General features: G+C 41.6%; 14 protein-coding genes and 1 pseudogene. 12 read left to right on the forward strand and 3 right to left on the reverse strand.

Going from position 1 to position 18,401, the window contains the following annotated elements; genetic code table 11:
* From BCY91_RS13410 to BCY91_RS13435, 6 genes are all read left to right on the forward strand, one after another.
* Entirely contained in the window at positions 1-3,132 is a 3,132-nt protein-coding gene (locus tag BCY91_RS13410) for an efflux RND transporter permease subunit (protein WP_120182565.1), read from the forward strand.
* 6 nt (positions 3,133-3,138) lie between these two features.
* Entirely contained in the window at positions 3,139-4,437 is a 1,299-nt protein-coding gene (locus tag BCY91_RS13415) for a TolC family protein (protein WP_120182566.1), read from the forward strand.
* A gap of 82 nt (positions 4,438-4,519) precedes the next feature.
* Complete coding sequence (locus BCY91_RS13420) at positions 4,520-5,083, forward strand: DUF2652 domain-containing protein (protein WP_066439821.1); 564 nt, start codon at positions 4,520-4,522, stop codon at positions 5,081-5,083.
* A gap of 114 nt (positions 5,084-5,197) precedes the next feature.
* Complete coding sequence (locus BCY91_RS13425) at positions 5,198-5,623, forward strand: Fur family transcriptional regulator (protein WP_120182567.1); 426 nt, start codon at positions 5,198-5,200, stop codon at positions 5,621-5,623.
* Positions 5,624-5,747: 124 nt separating this feature from the next.
* Entirely contained in the window at positions 5,748-6,155 is a 408-nt protein-coding gene (locus tag BCY91_RS13430; protein ID WP_120182568.1) for a hypothetical protein, read from the forward strand.
* Between the two features lie 126 nt (positions 6,156-6,281).
* Positions 6,282-8,537: a heavy metal translocating P-type ATPase gene (locus tag BCY91_RS13435; RefSeq protein ID WP_050377143.1), complete on the forward strand. Its 2,256-nt coding sequence runs from the start codon at positions 6,282-6,284 to the stop codon at positions 8,535-8,537.
* Between the two features lie 228 nt (positions 8,538-8,765).
* Here BCY91_RS13435 and hppD read toward each other — a convergent pair whose 3' ends face one another.
* The gene (hppD, locus tag BCY91_RS13440; protein ID WP_050377144.1) at positions 8,766-9,926 is read right to left on the reverse strand and encodes a 4-hydroxyphenylpyruvate dioxygenase; all 1,161 of its coding nucleotides are present in this window, start codon (positions 9,924-9,926) and stop codon (positions 8,766-8,768) included.
* Positions 9,927-10,293: 367 nt separating this feature from the next.
* Here hppD and BCY91_RS13445 point away from each other — a divergent pair, with 367 nt between their 5' ends.
* The 6 genes and pseudogenes from BCY91_RS13445 (at position 10,294) to BCY91_RS13470 (ending at position 15,586) form a co-directional block, all read left to right on the forward strand.
* Entirely contained in the window at positions 10,294-10,515 is a 222-nt protein-coding gene (locus BCY91_RS13445) for a heavy-metal-associated domain-containing protein (protein WP_120182569.1), read from the forward strand.
* Positions 10,516-10,554: 39 nt separating this feature from the next.
* Positions 10,555-10,998 carry a DUF3347 domain-containing protein gene (locus BCY91_RS13450; RefSeq protein ID WP_120182570.1) on the forward strand — a complete coding sequence of 148 codons (444 nt, stop codon included), beginning with the start codon at positions 10,555-10,557 and terminating at the stop codon, positions 10,996-10,998.
* A gap of 65 nt (positions 10,999-11,063) precedes the next feature.
* The gene (locus tag BCY91_RS13455) at positions 11,064-13,367 is read left to right on the forward strand and encodes a multicopper oxidase family protein (protein WP_120182571.1); all 2,304 of its coding nucleotides are present in this window, start codon (positions 11,064-11,066) and stop codon (positions 13,365-13,367) included.
* 176 nt (positions 13,368-13,543) lie between these two features.
* Positions 13,544-13,765, forward strand: a complete 222-nt coding sequence (locus BCY91_RS13460; protein ID WP_120182572.1) for a heavy-metal-associated domain-containing protein — start codon at positions 13,544-13,546, stop codon at positions 13,763-13,765.
* A gap of 161 nt (positions 13,766-13,926) precedes the next feature.
* Positions 13,927-14,754 carry an RteC domain-containing protein gene (locus BCY91_RS13465; RefSeq protein ID WP_120182573.1) on the forward strand — a complete coding sequence of 276 codons (828 nt, stop codon included), beginning with the start codon at positions 13,927-13,929 and terminating at the stop codon, positions 14,752-14,754.
* A 389-nt stretch (positions 14,755-15,143) separates the two neighbouring features.
* Positions 15,144-15,586 (forward strand): annotated as a pseudogene (locus BCY91_RS13470) (low affinity iron permease family protein).
* On the opposite strand, the gene BCY91_RS13475 reads toward BCY91_RS13470, so the two are convergent.
* On the reverse strand, positions 15,564-17,930 hold the full coding sequence (locus tag BCY91_RS13475; RefSeq protein ID WP_120182574.1) for an endonuclease MutS2: 2,367 nt from the start codon (positions 17,928-17,930) through the stop codon (positions 15,564-15,566). The pseudogene BCY91_RS13470 and the gene BCY91_RS13475 sit on opposite strands and share 23 nt — an antisense overlap.
* Positions 17,911-18,312 carry a DUF4296 domain-containing protein gene (locus BCY91_RS13480; RefSeq protein ID WP_120182575.1) on the reverse strand — a complete coding sequence of 134 codons (402 nt, stop codon included), beginning with the start codon at positions 18,310-18,312 and terminating at the stop codon, positions 17,911-17,913. The genes BCY91_RS13475 and BCY91_RS13480 overlap by 20 nt, the downstream gene beginning before the upstream one ends.
* Positions 18,313-18,401: the final 89 nt, after the last annotated feature.

An 18,401-nucleotide genomic window follows, 5' to 3' on the forward strand; every position in this document is an offset into this window, starting at 1 on the left:
ATGAAAAGAAAGATAAACCTCATTGAAGCGGCAATGAAATTTCCGCAAGTACCGATAGCGATTACCGTTATTATGGTGCTTGCCGGGTTGATTTCATTAATGACGATGCCGAGAAGTGAAGACCCCCGTGTAACAGTTAGACAGGGGCTTGTTGTGGCTTTCTACCCCGGAGCCGACGAAGAGCAGATAGAGAAAGAAGTAACCGACAAGCTGGAACAATACCTGTTCGGTTTCGAGGAAATCAAAAAAGAAAAAACCCATTCGGAAAGTAAGCCCGGACAGGTGGTTGTAACGGTAGAATTGCAGGACTATGTAAAGGACACCAAAAAATTCTGGAATACTTTACAGCACGGTTTGGATGCCAATATGCCTTTAGCATTGCCACGGGGCGTACAGGGACCGTATGTGAACAGCGATTTCGGCGATGTGGTTGTTCAGATGATTGCCGTATCAGCCCCCGGTCGTTCTTACGCCCAGTTGGAAAACTATTTGGATGAACTGGAAGACGGCATTAAGACGATACCGTCCGTTTCCAAAATCAAGCGTTACGGCGGACAGAAGCAGCAGGTATTTATTACCCTGCGAGAAGATGTATTGAAGCAATACGGTTTCGGTATCAACGAAATCACAAACACATTAAGCCAACAGAATGTAACTATTCCGAGTGGCGATATTGAAATTGACAAAAACCGTTTCCTTATTTTCACGGATGCGCAGTATCAGAATGAAAATGAAATCGGGAACCTGATTGTATATAGTTCCCCGCAGGGCGGCAATATCCGTTTGCGGGATATAGCCAACATCGAGAGAAGATATGAAGACCTGAAAAGCAAAATTACCGTTTCAGGAAACGATGTAATGATGCTGACCGTAGAAATGCAGCCCGGACAGAACATTGTCGATTTGGGTAATGCGCTGACACAGAAAGTTGCTGAAGTAAAAGAAATCCTGCCATCAGATGTGCAGGTCAGCACCATTGTTGACCAACCCGAAGTGGTTGATATGAATTTGGGGCATTTCTTTATCGAGTTCGGTATCGCCATTGCAGCCGTTATCTTGGTCGTAATGCTCCTGCTGCCGTTCAGGGTTGCCACCATTTCAGCCATTGCAGCACCCGTTACCATTGCCGTAACATTTGCTATCCTCAATTTGTTGGGTATCGAAATGCACCAGGTTAGTTTGGCGGCAATGATTATCGTACTGGGGATGGTGGTCGATGATGCCATTATCGTAGTGGATAATTACATCGAGAAAGTGGACGAAAAAATACCGTCGTGGACTGCCGCCTGGCAGAGTGCCACGCAGTTGATGGTTCCCATTTTCACGGCTACGCTTACCATTGTCCTATCGTTTCTGCCGTTGGCATTTACGCTTACCGGGCTTACGAGAGAGTTTGTGCAATGGATACCGATTACCGTAAGCATAGCTTTGGCAGTTTCGTTCCTTGTAGCCTTGTTCCTTACGCCGTATATGTGTTACCACTTCCTGAAAAAAGGATTGAAAAAGCACGATGATAAACCCAAAAAACGCAATTTCTTAGACCGGATGCAGGACGGTTTCGACCGGGCAATCGAGTTCTGTATGAAATGGCAGAAAACTACGTTGGTAGCAGGTTTGGTTATCTTCTTACTGTCTTTCGTGGTAGGTAGTCAGGTTAAAACCGAATTTTTCCCTATCGTGGAAAGAAACCAGTTCAACCTTGAATTGTGGATGGATAACGGTACGAATATCCACGAAACCGAAGCAGCCGTTAAGAAGATAGAAAAGGAAATTGCAGGCGATAAGCGCATTGTAAACACAGCAAGTTTTATCGGTACAAGCTCGCCACGTTTCTACTCTACCTATGCACCGGAGCACCCACGGGAAAACTTTGCGCAGGTATTCATCAATACCACAAGCAAAGATGCAACGGCAGAAATGATAGACGAGTATGTACAGAAATTCAACAACTACCTGCCGAACGGTTATGTGCGGGTTAGGCAGCTAAGCAAGAAGCAGCAGCCCGCACCGATTGAAATCCGTGTGATTGGCAAGGATATGACCGAGCAGAAAAAAGTAGCCAAGCAGGTTGCAGCATTACTGGAAAACACTAAAGGTTCTAACTGGGTGCGCACCGATTATCAGAATGATTATGTAGGGCTGAAAGCCGTGGTTAAAGAAGATGTAGCCTTGCGTTTGGGCGTTACCAAAGCGCAGATAGCACAGGCATTGGGTGCAAAGATAAAAGGATACCCGGTATCGCAGATGTGGGAGGGCAATAAAGCCATCGACATTGTATTGCGTACAGACGAAAGCGACAGGGAAAATCTGGATGCTTTGGGCAATATGTACATCAATTCAACATTCGGTGCTAAGGTTCCTCTAAAGCAGGTGGTAGATTTACAACCGTCGTGGCATACTGGGGCTATTGTACACCGTAACGGGTTAAGAACCTTAACCGTTTCTTCCGAAGCGCAGTTGGGCAGAAAACCCGCAGAAGTATTTGCAGAAGTACAGCCTAAAATTGACAGCCTGAAACTGCCGAAAGGCATTAAGATTGCCTACGGCGGCGAGTATGAGGATGGACTGGAAAGCGGTCCCAAAATGGGAAAGGCTTTTATGATAAGTTTCGTTCTCATCTTCCTTGTGCTGTTATTCCAGTTCAAGCGTGTGGGTAAAGTATTCATTGTACTGGCTTCGTTCCCGTTGAGTTTACTGGGCGCAATGTTGGGCTTGTTCCTTACAGGGTACGAGTTCGGGTTTATGGCAATCATCGGTATTACCGCCTTACTGGGTATCGTAGTCCGTAACGGGATTATCCTCGTGGACTATGCAGATGAACTGGTAAGGGAGCACGGTCATACGATTAGAGAAGCAGCCCTGTTTGCAGCTAAACGAAGAATGCGACCAATCTTCCTTACCTCAATGGCGGCAGCAATCGGTTTGATACCGTTAATGGCGAGTGGCTCGCCGGAATGGGGACCGATTTCAAGTACCATTTCAATCGGTATTCTGGTATCAATGATTACCACATTATTTATCGTTCCGGTACTGTATTACAGGTTCGTAAAACCACCTAAAAACAAACAATCGGATGAACAGCACGAGCGCAATACCGATACCGATGTTCACCACCAAAAATATTTATCATAAAAAGGGATGATGTTACAGAAAAGATATAAAACAGTCATAAAGGTTTTTATATGCGGTTTCGTTCTTTTGCAGGGAACAAACAACCTCTTTGCACAACAGCAGCTAACCCTTGCGGAAAGCAAAGAACTGGCATTAAAAAACAATAACAGAATAGGCAAAGCTAAAGAAGACGTAATTGCCACCCAATCTGACAAACTGATTGCGGATGTGGCGGGCAGACCAAAACTGGATGCTTCGGCAACCGCCTTTTACTTTGGCGAACCATTGAACACAATGCTGCCCGAATATGGGTTTGCACCGATGGTCAGCATTACACAGCCGATTTATACAGGCGGTAAGATTAAGTACGGCAGGCAAATGGCAGAAACCAATATACAGATGAGCAATGCACAACAACGATTGGTGGAAGACGAAGTATTACTGGCTACCGAAACCGCTTACTGGCTTGTGGTGCAGGCAAAGGAAGAAATCAAACTGGAACAGCAGGTTAAAAAGCAACTGGCTTCGCATTACACATTCCTGAACAACCAGTTTGAAGCAGGATTGATTTACAAAAACGATGTATTACGGGCAAAGGTACTCCAGAACGAAAACGAAGCCCGTTCGCAGGCTGCTGAGAATAAGCTCATCCTGGCAAAAAGAAGATTGAGCCAGTTAATCGGGATAGAAGCCCCGACAGGTATAGAGGTAGCCGATACATTGAGTACGGGCGACTTTTCTAAGCAGGGTGTTTTGGATGCTGTCGATGCGAACCGACCGGAAATTGAGTTGGCAACCAATGGCATTAAAATGAGCGAGCTTACCAAAAGTATGCTCAAAGCCGACCTGAAACCATCGGTAGGCTTATCGCTCAATGGAATGGCTGCCTTTGGAAAAGAGGGTATTAACTTTGGCGACCCGACCAAAAACCATATGCTAACCTACTTTGGTATGCTAAGCGTGAAAATCCCGGTTTTTGACTGGGGTAGCAGAAAAGAAAAAGTAAAACAGCAGGAAGCTAATATACGTTCGGCTGAATACGGTCTGAAAGAACTGAAAAGCCAAATCACGGTGGAGATTGAGCACGCAGTGCTTAATCTGCAATTGCAGGCGAATAACATTGATTTAATGCAGGCGTCATTAATTGAAGCCGACGAAAATTTGAAGTTGAGCAATGACCGCTTTAAAGCCGGAACCATTACCGGAGAAGATGTGCTGATAGCTGAAACGCTTTGGCAAAGAGCATACAGCAATATGTTGGATGCAAAAATACGGTACAAAATAGCCGAAGCTGTGTACCACAAAGCTACCGGGCAGATAAAATAGTTTTTGTTGGAGTGAGATACACTCAATTTGCGGGGGACGGTAACAAGCCCCTGCATTTTTAATGGTTAATACGATGATATAAATGCAACACGATACTGCCAATAAAAACGGTATGATAATGATACCCGACATTTCAGGCTTTACGGATTTCGTTATCAAATCAAATATGTTTGTTGGAAAATACATAACAGAAAGCCTGCTCAAATCAGTAATGGATAGCAATATCCTTTGCCTTGAAATTTCCGAGGTTGAGGGCGATGCGATACTTTTTTACAAGTACCACAACCTGCCCACCTTTGAAGAAACATTGATGCAGATAGAACAGATGTACAACGATTTTCAAAAGGAATGCAAACGCCTCGCATTACAACTGGCAATAGAAATTCCTTTATCATTAAAGATAATTGTACACTACGGGGAATTTACCAAATACAAAATCGGGAAATTCGAGAAGCTCTACGGAGCACCAGTGGTAGAAGCCCACAAGATGCTGAAAAATCACATTGCGGAATACCCGCCATATGCGTTATTTTCTAATGCGTTTTTGGAAATCAATTTTGACCAACCCGAAAAAGCAACCGTTGCGTATGACAACTGCGAAGACTGTAAATACCTGCCCGAAATAGGTTATATCCATTACCTATAAAACCTAACAGTAAAAATCACAAATTTATTAAAGGAAATTATAATACTTGTGCATAGCAGCTTCTATAATTTTACATTAGATTTTAAATACGGTTCTAAAACCGACAATGACAAAATGAAAGATTTAGAAGAAAAACTATTGCGCAGGAACATAAAACCAACTTCGGTTAGGCTGTTAATCTTTAGAAGAATGTCTGACTTTAAAAAGGCTTTCAGCCTGACTGATTTGGAAACCGAACTGGAAACGGTCAATAAATCGACCATATTCAGGACGTTGAACCTCTTTCACGATAACCTACTCATTCATACTATTGATGATGGCTCCGGCGCAATGAAGTATTCTATTTGCAGCGATAACTGTATGTGCACCGTTGGCGACTTGCACGTGCACTTTAACTGTAACCGATGCAAGAATACCTTCTGCCTCGAAAGTATTGCCATTCCGCCTATCCAGTTGCCCGACAAATTTTTGTTGGAGAGTATCAATTTTGTAATGAAAGGAATGTGCAACGAATGTTCGAGGTTCGTTAAAACAAAATAATATTTTGTGATACTCATCTTTAAATTTACAAACAGCCATATTTCCCGATATGGCTGTTTGTATTTGCAACCAGGTTCCCAAAACCGACTGATAATTTTGCCTTGTAAATTAAAATAATTTGACAATGGCAATAAAAAATCATTATTCAGCAGATATAGATACAGCCTACAAAAGCAACCGCCTGTTTGATGTAATTTCCTTTGAATGTGCAGTACCCGAAAAAGAAATCGTGATTGCTTATACGGCAGCAATGCAATCCCATTCCACGCACCGTATAGCAAGCAGTTTGCTCAAATTTCTTCCGGGTATCACGATATCCGATTACAAGGTCGAAAAATTTGAAGAGATACCTGGTTATGGTATCAAAGGATTTGTAAACGGGCACGAAGTCATCATTGGCAATTTAGCCCTGATGAAATCTTATGACTTCTATTACGATGAAAGTTTAGACCACGTAAACGAAAAGGTGGTTATTGTAATGATTGACGACAGGTACACAGGCTGTTTTTTCATTACCGAAACCACAGCATAGCAACCGCTCCTTTCCAAAAGGCAAATTTTATATACTCCAAAATAGCCGTGTTGCTTTTGCAACTAAGTTCCCAAAACCCCATAGTAATTTTGCCTTATAAATGGAAATTAAAAACAATTAATAGATATGTCAAAACTATGTTGCAGTACAGATAACAATCTGAACCTTGTAAAAAAAAAGGAACACAAACACAAATATGATACGCAGGGTAATCAGTTGTGCTGTGTAAGAACAGAGAAAATTTATGAAAAAGCAGGAGCAGCAGATTTGCTAAAAGATGCCAATCATAAAGATGACGGACACGGACACACTGACGGCAGCAGTTGCAGTGAAGACGATGCCGGACATTGTGATGATGAGGAAGACCATCACGACCACAGCCACCACCATCACGACCACGGTCATAAACACAGCCATAACAAAAAAGGTGGTCATAACCACGACCACGGACACGACCATAGTCACGGACACGGGCACAGCCACGGGGATGACCACGACCACAGCCACGACATAGAGGGCAAAACAGCGTTTCAGCTTTTTATGCCTGCGGGTATCTCATTAATTTTATTGCTTATCGCCATCGGGTTAGATAATTACTTTCCACAGGATTGGTTTACCGGATGGGTACGAATTGCTTGGTATGTAATTGCCTATATCCCTGTCGGACTACCCGTAATTAAAGAAGCAATAGAAAGTATCCGGTATAAAGATTTCTTTTCAGAGTTCTTCTTAATGGGTATTGCTACAATAGGAGCATTTGCCATAGGCGAATATCCCGAAGCAGTAGCCGTTATGTTGTTTTATTCCGTAGGAGAAGTTTTTCAGACCATTGCAGTATCAAGAGCCAAAGGAAATATTAAAGCCCTGTTAGACCAACGTCCTGATGAAGTTACGGTTCTTAGGGCAGGCAAAGCGGTTGTGATAAAAGCCGAAGATGCTAACATTGGCGATATTATCCAATTGAAACCGGGCGAAAAATTAGGCTTGGACGGCGAATTAGTTTCGGATAGTGCTTCATTCAATACAGCAGCACTCACAGGAGAAAGTAAACCCGACACCAAAGGTAAAGGCGACACTGTACTGGCAGGTATGATTAACCTGAATACCGTAAGTCAGATAAAAGTTACTACCGACTACGCTGATAGTAAATTGAGCAAAATTCTGGAATTGGTACAGGATGCAACTTCTCAAAAAGCACCCACCGAATTATTTATCCGTAAATTCTCCAAAGTTTATACGCCAATCGTAGTGTACCTGTCAATAGCCATTACTTTGCTGCCTGCACTCTTTGTAGATAACTATGTATTCAGCGAATGGCTGTACAGAGCATTGGTATTTTTGGTTATCTCTTGTCCTTGTGCGTTGGTAATTTCCATTCCGTTAGGTTACTTCGGTGGTATTGGAGCAGCGAGCCGGAACGGTATCTTGTTCAAAGGTTCCAACTTCCTTGATATTCTTGCCAAAGTTGAAAACGTAGTAATGGACAAAACAGGAACGATGACCGAGGGCGTTTTCAAAGTACAGGAAGTATTCATAAAACCGGAGTTCAACAAAGATGAAATCCTGAACCTTGTCAATGTTTTAGAAAGCCAAAGTACGCACCCTGTGGCAACCGCAATCCACAATTACTGGGGAGAAGTAGATACCACAGTGAAACTTGAAAATACGGAAGAAATTGCCGGACACGGGCTAAAAACCACTGTCAACGGTAAAGAGCTGTTGGTAGGTAATTTCAAATTGCTTGACAAGTTCAATATCAGCCACGATGCAGACACGGCAAACATTGTTTATACCGTGATAGCAATCGCTTATGGTGGTAAGTTTGCCGGATATATAACCATTTCTGACAGCATTAAAGTAGATGCGAAAGCCGCCGTTGACAAACTGCGTAAAATGGGTGTTAGAACCACAATGTTAAGCGGGGACAAAAATACCGTGGTACAATACGTTTCAAATCAGTTAGGAATTGACAGTGCATACGGAGATTTATTGCCCGAAGACAAAGTAAATAAAGTAAAAGAAATCAAATCCCGTAATGGAAGCGTAGCCTTTATCGGGGACGGTGTAAACGATGCTCCTGTAATTGCATTGAGTGATGCGGGTATCGCAATGGGTGGTTTAGGAAGTGATGCCGCCATTGAAACTGCCGATGTGGTTATACAGGACGATATGCCGTCTAAAATCCCGATGGCTATCAATATCGGGAAACAGACGAAGAAAATTGTTTATCAGAATATTGTTTTGGCGTTCGGTGTGAAAGCAATTGTACTGATACTCGGAGCAGGCGGACTGGCTACAATGTGGGAAGCCGTATTTGCCGATGTAGGTGTGGCATTATTAGCAATTCTAAATGCGGTGCGAATACAGAAAATGAAGTTTTAATTGTTGGATTTGACTGCCGCCGAAAATATTCTGCGGCAGTTTTTTTTGACCTAAACCAAAAAGGAAGATGGCAAAACATCAATCACAGGCATCGCTTATTAATTGTCAAAAACAACATTGAACACAAACATTAACCAAATTGTAAACTATACCAAAAATAAATGCACACAAAAAGAGGCTGTTTCAATATTGGAAACAGCCTCTTCGCATTAAAAGAAAATTATAGAATTATAACGTACCTCTGCGTTCCTGCTCTCTTTCGATAGACTGGAACAAAGCCTTAAAATTTCCTGCGCCAAAACCTCTTGCACCCATTCTTTGGATAACCTCAAAGAAGAATGTAGGGCGGTCTTCCACAGGTCTTGTAAAGATTTGCAATAAATAGCCCTCTTCGTCTGCATCAATCAAAATACCCAATTCCTGTAATTCCTTTATATCCTCTTTAAATCGGTGCATATGCGCTTTTAAACGGTCTGGAATAGCATCATAATACGCTTGTGGCGGTCTTGATAGAAATTCAACACCTCTTGATTTAAGGTCGTTTACCGTCTTTACAATATCGTCCGTAGTTACCGCAATATGCTGAACACCCTCGCCCTCATAAAATTCAAGGTACTCTTCAATCTGCGATTTCTTTTTGCCCTCTGCGGGTTCGTTAATCGGGAACTTAATTCTGCCGTTACCATTTGCCATTACTTTTGACATCAGGGCAGAATATTCGGTTGAAACCTGCTTATCATCAAAAGACAGAAAGTTTTCAAATCCCATTACATCCTCAAACCATTTTACCCAGGTGTCCATTTGGTTCCAGTCCACATTGCCCACCATATGGTCAATATATTTCAGTCCGGCAGGAGCAGGATTATATTCGGTTTCCCATTTTTCATAACCTGGCATAAAAATACCGTTGTAGTTTTTGCGTTCGGTAAACATAAAAATGGTTTCGCCATACGCATAGATACCCGATTGTACCACTTCGCCGTTTTTATCTGTGGTTACGGTAGGTTCCATAAATGCTTTTGCACCTCTCGATGTGGTTTCTTCAAAGACTTTGCGGGCATCTTCCACCCAAAGACCAACCACTTTGATGCCATCGCCGTGTTTTTTAACGTGTTCGTTGATTTCAGAATTAGACCGCATTCCGGTAGTTAAGACCAACCGTACTTTATCCTGTTTTACCACGTAAGATGCCCTGTCTTTCATTCCCGTTTCCAGTCCGGCATAAGCCTCTGACCGAAATCCGAAAGCGGACTTATAATAATGGGCAGCCTGCTTCGCATTGCCTACATAAAACTCTACATAGTCGGTTCCTAAAATCGGTAAAAAGTCCTGTGCACCTTCGAATATTTTATCCAAGCCGTATTCAACGTTTTTCAAATCGTTTGTCATTATAATGATTTTTAAAAATTATGTTATGTGTGATTTTGCAATAAAGGTTTTTGCACAAGTGGGATTGTGCAATAGTGTTTTAGTTCCTGAACCCGAGCTACAACATCGCCCGATGCAAAACCGAGAGAAAGGTTTTGATAGACATTTTATAATCAGTTAGCGTTATTAAGCGGTAAATGTATTCCGCTTATTCAGAACCAACACCATAATCAGTAAAAGTCACAAAACAAAACCGAAATATTACAAGCGGAACCGTTTTTGAGGTATAATCAGTAAATATCATAAATCAAACAAGGAATATCGCAAACAGCATAGCGCATTATGTTCCGAATTTTGTACCAACAAAAACAATTAAAAGTTCAATACAATGGAAAGTAAAAATCTTCAATTCAAGACAAACCTTAACTGTGGTAACTGTGTATCAAAAGTGCAGGCAGATTTAGATAACGCAGACGGTATCTGCGAATGGAACGTTGACACCACAAACAGCGATAAAATACTGACTGTAAAAGCAGAGGGCATTACCGAAGACGAGGTTGTCGCAATCATCAGGAAAAAAGGTTTTAAAGCTGAACCTGTTTCAGCATAATACCATCAGCAATTCACTAATCTTTAAAAGGAACAAAAAATGAAAAAGTTAATAGTTGCAATAACCGTAATGATGTTTGGATTTTCTGCTTTTGCACAAAATACAGGCAACCTGCTGAACAATTATATCAGCGTAAAAAATGCTTTGGTAAGCAGTGACAGCAAGGCGGCAAACACCGCTATTTCCGCACTGAACGAAGCCGTAAAGAGCGAAGACAATTTTGCACAGAAAGCAGAATTGCAGAAAGCCACCGAGAAATTAAGCAAGGCAGGCAACAACATTGAAAAGCAAAGAGCCGCTTTCAATGATGTATCTACCATAATGTGGAAACTGGTAAAACCATCCGACAAAGTAAACCAACCAGTTTACTACCAGTATTGCCCGATGAAAAAAGCATATTGGTTGAGCAAAGAAAAGGACATCAAAAATCCTTACTACGGTTCATCTATGCTTACGTGTGGTAAAGTTGCAGAAACTAAATAATACCCATTAAGGCATTGCTCATTAGGCAATGCCTTTTAATCTTTATAACCAATGCTATTTTTAAAATGGATAATCAAAAATTTCTTCACAAAAAGCTGTTGCCGCTAACCCTGTTGGCACTCTTTATATCACAAGTCAGCATTGCCCAAAAAGTAGTCCATTACGACCTGTATGTAAGAGATACGGTTGTAAACTACGCAGGCAAAGAAAAAAGGGCAATCGCTGTAAACGGGCAAATCCCAATGCCCACGCTTGAATTTACAGAGGGCGACACGGCAGAAATTGTTGTCCATAACCAGTTGAAAGAAAGTACATCCCTGCATTGGCACGGGCTATTCCTGCCCAATAAAGAAGACGGTGTACCTTTCTTAACGCAAATGCCCATAGAACCCGGCACAACCTATACTTACCGTTTCCCGATTATTCAGACCGGAACGCACTGGTATCATTCACATTCGGGCTTGCAGGAGCAGATTGGTATGTACGGCAGCTTTATAATGCACAAAAGGGCTGATGACAAAACATTCAGGAAAGGCATTGACGATTTGCCGGAAATTCCCATAATGCTAAGCGAATGGACGAACCTCAATCCCAACAATGTACACCGTATGCTGCACAATGCAAGCGATTGGTTTGCCATAAGAAAAGGCGCAACACAAAGCTATGCCGAAGCCATCCAAAGCGGTAAATTCAAAACCAAGCTGACCAACGAATGGAAACGTATGTTGGCTATGGACGTGAGCGATGTATATTACGAACGTGTGCTGATGAACGGCAATCATCATACAGACCTGAAAAGCATTGACGGCAAGCCGTTAAAAGCAGGCGACAAAGTGCGTTTGCGGATTTCTAATGGCGGTGCATCCTCTTACTTTTGGCTTCGCTACGCAGGCGGTAAAATGTCCGTAGTGGCAAGCGACGGCAACGATGTGCAACCTGTGGATGTGGACAGGCTGATTATCGCTGTATCTGAAACTTACGATGTAGTCGTTACCATTCCCGAAGACGGTAAAGCCTTTGAATTTATGGCAACTACCGAAGACCGTACCCAATCCACAAGCTATTTTATTGGCAGCGGTACAAAACAATATGTTGGGGAAATGCCACGCCTGAAATATTTTGAGGGTATGAAGATGATGAATGATATGATGAAGATGAACGGCGACCTTGACGATATGGGAATGAATATGAGCCTTAACCAAATGGATATGAACGTAGTAATGTATCCTGAAATTACAGGCGAAGAAAAGGGCAAGAAAGCTAAGGACAATGGGCAGCCAATGGAGCATCACGGGGAAAACCATAAAATGAATACGGACGAAGACCCCAACCGTTATAATGCCAATGCGTTGAGCAATATAGTAACGCTCAATTACGCAATGCTGAAATCGCCACACAATACCACATTGCCAAAAGATGCTCCGGTAAAAGAACTGAAATTTACCCTTACCGGAAATATGAACCGTTACGTTTGGAGTATGGATAATAAGGTCTTGGCAGAAAGCGACAAAATACCTGTAAAGAAAGGCGAGATTTTGAGGATTACCATTCACAACAACTCAATGATGCGCCACCCGATACACCTGCACGGTTTTGATTTCAGGGTGCTGAATGAGCACGGCGAAAATGCACCGATGAAAAATATAATCGACATTATGCCGATGGAAACCGATACCATCGAGTTTCTTGCCAATACCGAGGGCGATTGGTTTTTCCATTGCCATATCCTGTACCATATGATGGCAGGAATGAACAGGGTTTTTGCAGTGGACGATTATAAAAATCCCGAATTGCCCAACAAGGAAAAAGCCTATAAAATGTTACAGCGGGAAAGCAATATGCCACACTTAATGGCACAGAGCGACTTTGCCATCAACGGTATAGACGGGGAAGCTATGCTGATGAACGCCCGTTACAGTTTGGGTACAGAATGGCGTTTAGGCTACAACGATATGCACGGCTACGAAGTAGAAACCCATTTAGGACGTTACATCGGTAAAATGCAATGGCTGATGCCGTTTATCGGTTTCGATTGGCGATACCGCAAAATGGGAATGGACGAACACGAGCAAAACCTGTTCGGACAGGTCAATAAAAAGGACAACCGGGCAGCAGTCAGCTTGGGTGTAATGTACACCCTGCCAATGCTCGTTAATGTACAGGCAGAAGTATATCACGATGGGATTTTTCGTGTATCGTTAATGCGTGAGGATATACCTATCTCCCGAAGACTAAGAGCCGGATTTATGGTCAATACCGATTTGGAATATATGGCAGACCTGCGGTATATCCTGACAAGGCATATCGGTATCAGAACACACTATGATAGTGATATGGGCTTTGGTGTAGGGCTTTCGCTCATCTACTAAAGCATTTCAATACAAGATTGGGAAAGGTTGTAGCGTTGCTATGACCTTTTTGCTTTTTATAATACGGGCTAAATCAGTAAAAGTCACAAATCAAACAAGAAATATCACAATAGCAGGCTTTGGAATTATGCTGAATTTTGCAACAGTACAAAACATTATAAATAAATTTCAAAAAAATGGAAAATAGAGAATTTCAATTCAAAACCAACCTTAATTGTGGTGGATGCGTATCAAAAGTAAAAGCTGATTTGGACGGAGCGGACGGTATCTGCGAATGGAATGTAGATACAGCTAACAATGACAAAATTCTAACCGTAAAATCAGAGGGAATTACAGAAGATGAAATAGTTGCCATCGTTAAGAAAAAAGGCTTTAAAGCAGAACCTTTAATGGTTTAATACACAAGCCCTATTCAGTTTCAAAAGTGAAAGCGGATATGGCTTTCCTATAAGCATACTATAACAAACATATTGAAATGAGGTAATTTATTGTAGGATACCTGCAATTACTGCCTCATTTTATCCTTTTTATTGGTATCATACTTAAAATTCCGCTTTCAATGACAGATTATTGCCATACTATAATAAACGAATTAGACGATAGAATAAGTGAATTGACCTACGAGCAGAATAATTCATTGGTATCGTATGAAAATGCTATTGTGCTGGTATTGCAGAAGATTGAAGAGGTAAAGAAGCACATTCAAGAAAAGGGATTTAAAGATGCGGAAGAAGAAATATTGTTTTTCAAGCAGCTAAAGCCGCAGTTAGTTTCAAAACTTATCTTCTTCAATTCGATTTATAAAATTGAAACAAAAAGACCACGTGGAGGGGATAAAATTATCAGGAAATACCTCAATATTGAGCTTTCCAAAATCAAGCGGTACTTCGATGCCAATCTGGAATTTTACAAGTATTACAGAACCAACAGCACCCATCTTGATAACAAATACTTTGTACGTGGCAAACACGATATTAAGCTAAGTTTAGACACCTATTATTTTGAGGCAGACCACAATTTTACAACCTCACACGATTACAAAGTAGCCAAGATTATTGCCAATGATTTGATACAGGTTTATCTCGAAGACCAGTTGAATAACAACAGTCAGAAAAGAATTTGGGAAAACCCGCCTTTAAACTGGACGGGCAGCAAGACCTCACTCATCGAGTTGATATATTCGCTGCATTCGCAAGGTTCGATTGACAACGGTAATGCAGACATTAAAATCATAGCCAAAACCTTTGAAAATATGTTTAATATTGACTTAGGGGATTTCTATCATTCCTATCTGGAATTGAAAGCCAGAAAGATGAACCGCACAAAGTTCCTCGATAGTCTTCGGGATGCGCTCATTAAAAGGATGGACGAACAAGACGAAAAATAAAGGTAAAGTTTCACGGCTTTACCTTTATTTTTTATAAATTTGCAGTAATGATTTACAAGGTAATCAAATGAAAACAAGTGCAGTAAGCACCATTACTAAATCGTTACCGATAGTACTTCCGGTACTTGTAAACTACTCTTTATTAGCCGATTTAGGTTAAATTAATCTTTTTTATTGAAAGAAAGGCTTTGATTTGCTGGAATGTACATTTCTAAATCTATTAATTCAAATCATTTTCTGTAAAACCGCTTGTCCAATTGCTTTTGCTCCGGTTTTTTTTGGCTTTCGCCGATGCAGTTCGGCATAAAAAATGTATTTCCCCAGCAAGCATTTAACCAGCGAGAACCATGAAAACCAAAAAACATTTTTTTGAAAGATTTGCCAACGCCATGACCCAATTTACCGGCACTTCTACCGCTTTTAGCTGCGCAGCAATTATTGTTTTGGCTTGGGCCATAAGCGGACCGTTTTTCGATTATTCCGAAACTTGGCAATTGGTAATTAATACAGGAACCACCATTGTTACTTTCTTGATGGTTTTTCTTATCCAAAAATCGCAGAACAAAGACAGCAAAGCCATACAGTTAAAGCTGAACGAGCTTTTGGCGGCCAAAAAAGCGCAAGCAACCGCATGGTTTGCATTGAAGATTTGAGCGAAGAAGAGCTGGACAAGCTGAACCGTTTCTACAAAAAACTGGCACAATTGGAGGCCGCCCAGGCTGATTTTGGTACCACGCACTCTATTGATGCAGCAGAAGCCAAACACCATCGCAAATACGCGGACGAAGTTTTTAAAGCCGCCGAAGAACTTAGCTCAGATAAACATAAGTGATCCCATCGCCGCCACGGTCCACGTGTTCATCCTCCATTTTAACAACTTGTGGATAGTTTTTTAGGTAATTTCTGATGAGCTTGCGCAAAATGCCGTCGCCTTTTCCGTGGATGATTTTGAAAGATGGAAAACCGAACATCACGGCTCGGTCTAAGTAACGTTCTATCTCGGCCACAGCCTCCTCTCCTCTTTTTCCGCGCACATCAATCTCGGCAGAAAAATTAGCGGCCGACTCGGTATAGCTTGAAGTTCCAAAATGCTTTACCGCTTTAGGCACCTGTTTGTTAGAAACCTTGCTTACCTTGTTGCGCTTCACCACCGAGCGCAACTCGCCAAAAGCCACAATTAAATTGTCTTTAGCCACTTCTAAAACCTGCACAAAATTTTCAGAATCGGCTAGTTTTACCCAATCGCCAACCTCAATACTCTCCGCTTTTTCAACTGGCTTATTTGGCTTAACTGGCTTATTTTCATTTGCTTTAAAAGCTTTATCTAAACCTGCGCGTAACTCCTGCGTTTTGCTTTTATCGGCTTTGGAATTTTTAATTTCGGCGATGGTATTCTCTACCAATTTGTTAGCGCTTTTTATGATTTGTTGTGCTTCGCTTTTAGCTTCTCGAAGTAAGTTGCGCTTGTTTTCTTCGTAATAAGCCTTTTGTTTCTGGTTTTCGGCCAGTAATTGCTCGTATTTTCTTTTCTGTTTTTCTAGGGCAATCTTATTTTCTAAAACATCTTTTTTATCACGCTCCAAATCCACCAATAACGAATCTACCTTTTGTTGCTGTGCGCTAATTTTGGTTCTCGCCAAATCTATCAAATGCTTTGCAAGCCCAATTTTTTGTGCAATTTCAAACGCGTATGAACTGCCGGGCTTACCCATTTCTAACATGTACAGCGGTTGTAAATGCACGTTATCAAATATCATCGACGCGTTTTCTAGTCCTTCGGTATTGTTAGCAAAAACCTTTAGGTTAGAGTAGTGCGTAGTAATAATCCCGAAAGCTTTTTTGTGGTTAAGCTGTTCCAAAACAGCTTCGACAATTGGTCCGCCAAACAGCGGATCGGTACCGGTACCAAACTCATCAATTAAGATTAAGGTTCTACCGTTGGCATGTTCGGTAAAATACTTCATTTTAGATAAGTGGGCGCTGTAAGTACTTAAATCACTTTCTATGGACTGGTCGTCGCCGATGTCGGCAAAAATCTGTTTAAAAATCCCCACTTCCGATTCTTCGTCGGCCGGAATCAATAAACCCGCCTGAATCATCATTTGCAGAAGCCCCACAGTTTTCATCGCTACCGACTTACCACCGGCATTGGGACCCGAAACCAGTACAATGCGAACGCCCGCATCTAAACGGATGTTTAAAGGCACCACGGCTTTACCGTTTTCACGGCTAGCCATCAACAACAGCGGATGTTTGGCGTTGCGCAGTTTAATTTGCGTATCTTTCAACAGCTTGGGCATGGTTGCACCCAAATCAATTGCAAAAAGCGATTTCGCCCGCACAAAATCTACTTTAGTCAAAAAGCTGTGGTAAGAGTATAAAATTGGCACATAAGGCCGCAGTTGGTTGGTAAGCTCGGTTAATATGCGGATTACCTCTCGCCTGCGCTCAAATTCTAAATCGCGGATCTTATTATTTAGGTTAAAAACTTCTTCGGGCTCCAGGTAAACGGTTTGTCCGGATGCCGATTCATCATGCACAAAACCCTTTATTTTACGTTTGTTTTCTGCTAAAATCGGGATACAAACGCGTCCGTCTCGTACGGTTAAGCTACCATCAGCCACCCAGTTATTGCCCTGCGCATGTTTATAAATCTGATCTATTTTGCGCAAAACTTCTTGTTCTGCCTTTGCAATGGCGCCGGTAAGTTCGGCTAACAAGCGCGATGCGTTGGGTTTCATTTTGCCCTTTGCGTCCAAAACCGCTTCTATATGCCTCACAATGCTTTTTTCTATCGGCAAATGTTCAAATAGCGCTTCTAAATTTGGATATATGCCGTTGCGGTCCTCAAAATATTTGATAACGGCAAAAGCGGTTTGCAGGGTTAAATAAATCTGAAAAAGCTCTTCCTCGTTTAAGAAAGCACCTTCCAACTTTGCTTTGTCGGCCAGTTTTTTAATGTCATAAAAGCTTTGGATGGGCAAAGGCTGGTCATTTTGGATGATATTTTTAAACTCATTGCTTTGCCTTAAAAACTTGTCAATTTGTTCAAAGTTGGTCATCGGCTGGATTTTATCCACCATCCCACGTCCCATCTCACTCATACATAAATCTTTAATGGCGTTCCGGATATCATCGAAACCCAATTTATGCGAGCTATTTTGTGGATAAATCATTCGTTGCTTTCTTTAATTTTTTAGGCGCTTTCTTCTTTTTCGCTTTCGGCGGTGTTTGCAATTTGGTTTGCAAGCGGGTTAAACTATCCGAAATAGCGGTGTACATGGCGCTTAAAACCTTTGGGTCTTTGCTGTAATATTCTAAACTGCGCACATATTTGGCCGAATCTGTTTTGTGTTTTTTAAACACGTACAAATACCTGCTGTGCGCCTGCATTTTCATGGTATCTTGGTTATAAACCTGGTTTAAATACGCATCTGTCAATTGCATATCCAGCATCAGGTTTTGCATTTTATCTTTTTCGATAATGCCTTTAGGCGCTTTATTTTGCTGGCAGGCAAAAGCTAAGCTTAGCAATAAAAATAATCCGGTTTTTTTCATCAATAAAATATATCCGCAATCACCAAAAATCACAGTCCCCTTATTTAAGCGGCAAATTTACAAACCTTAACTTATCTTTCGTGTTATAA

This window comes from Pelobium manganitolerans (genome assembly GCF_003609575.1).
In the GTDB taxonomy this organism is placed as follows: Bacteria; Bacteroidota; Bacteroidia; order Sphingobacteriales; family Sphingobacteriaceae; genus Pseudopedobacter; species Pseudopedobacter manganitolerans.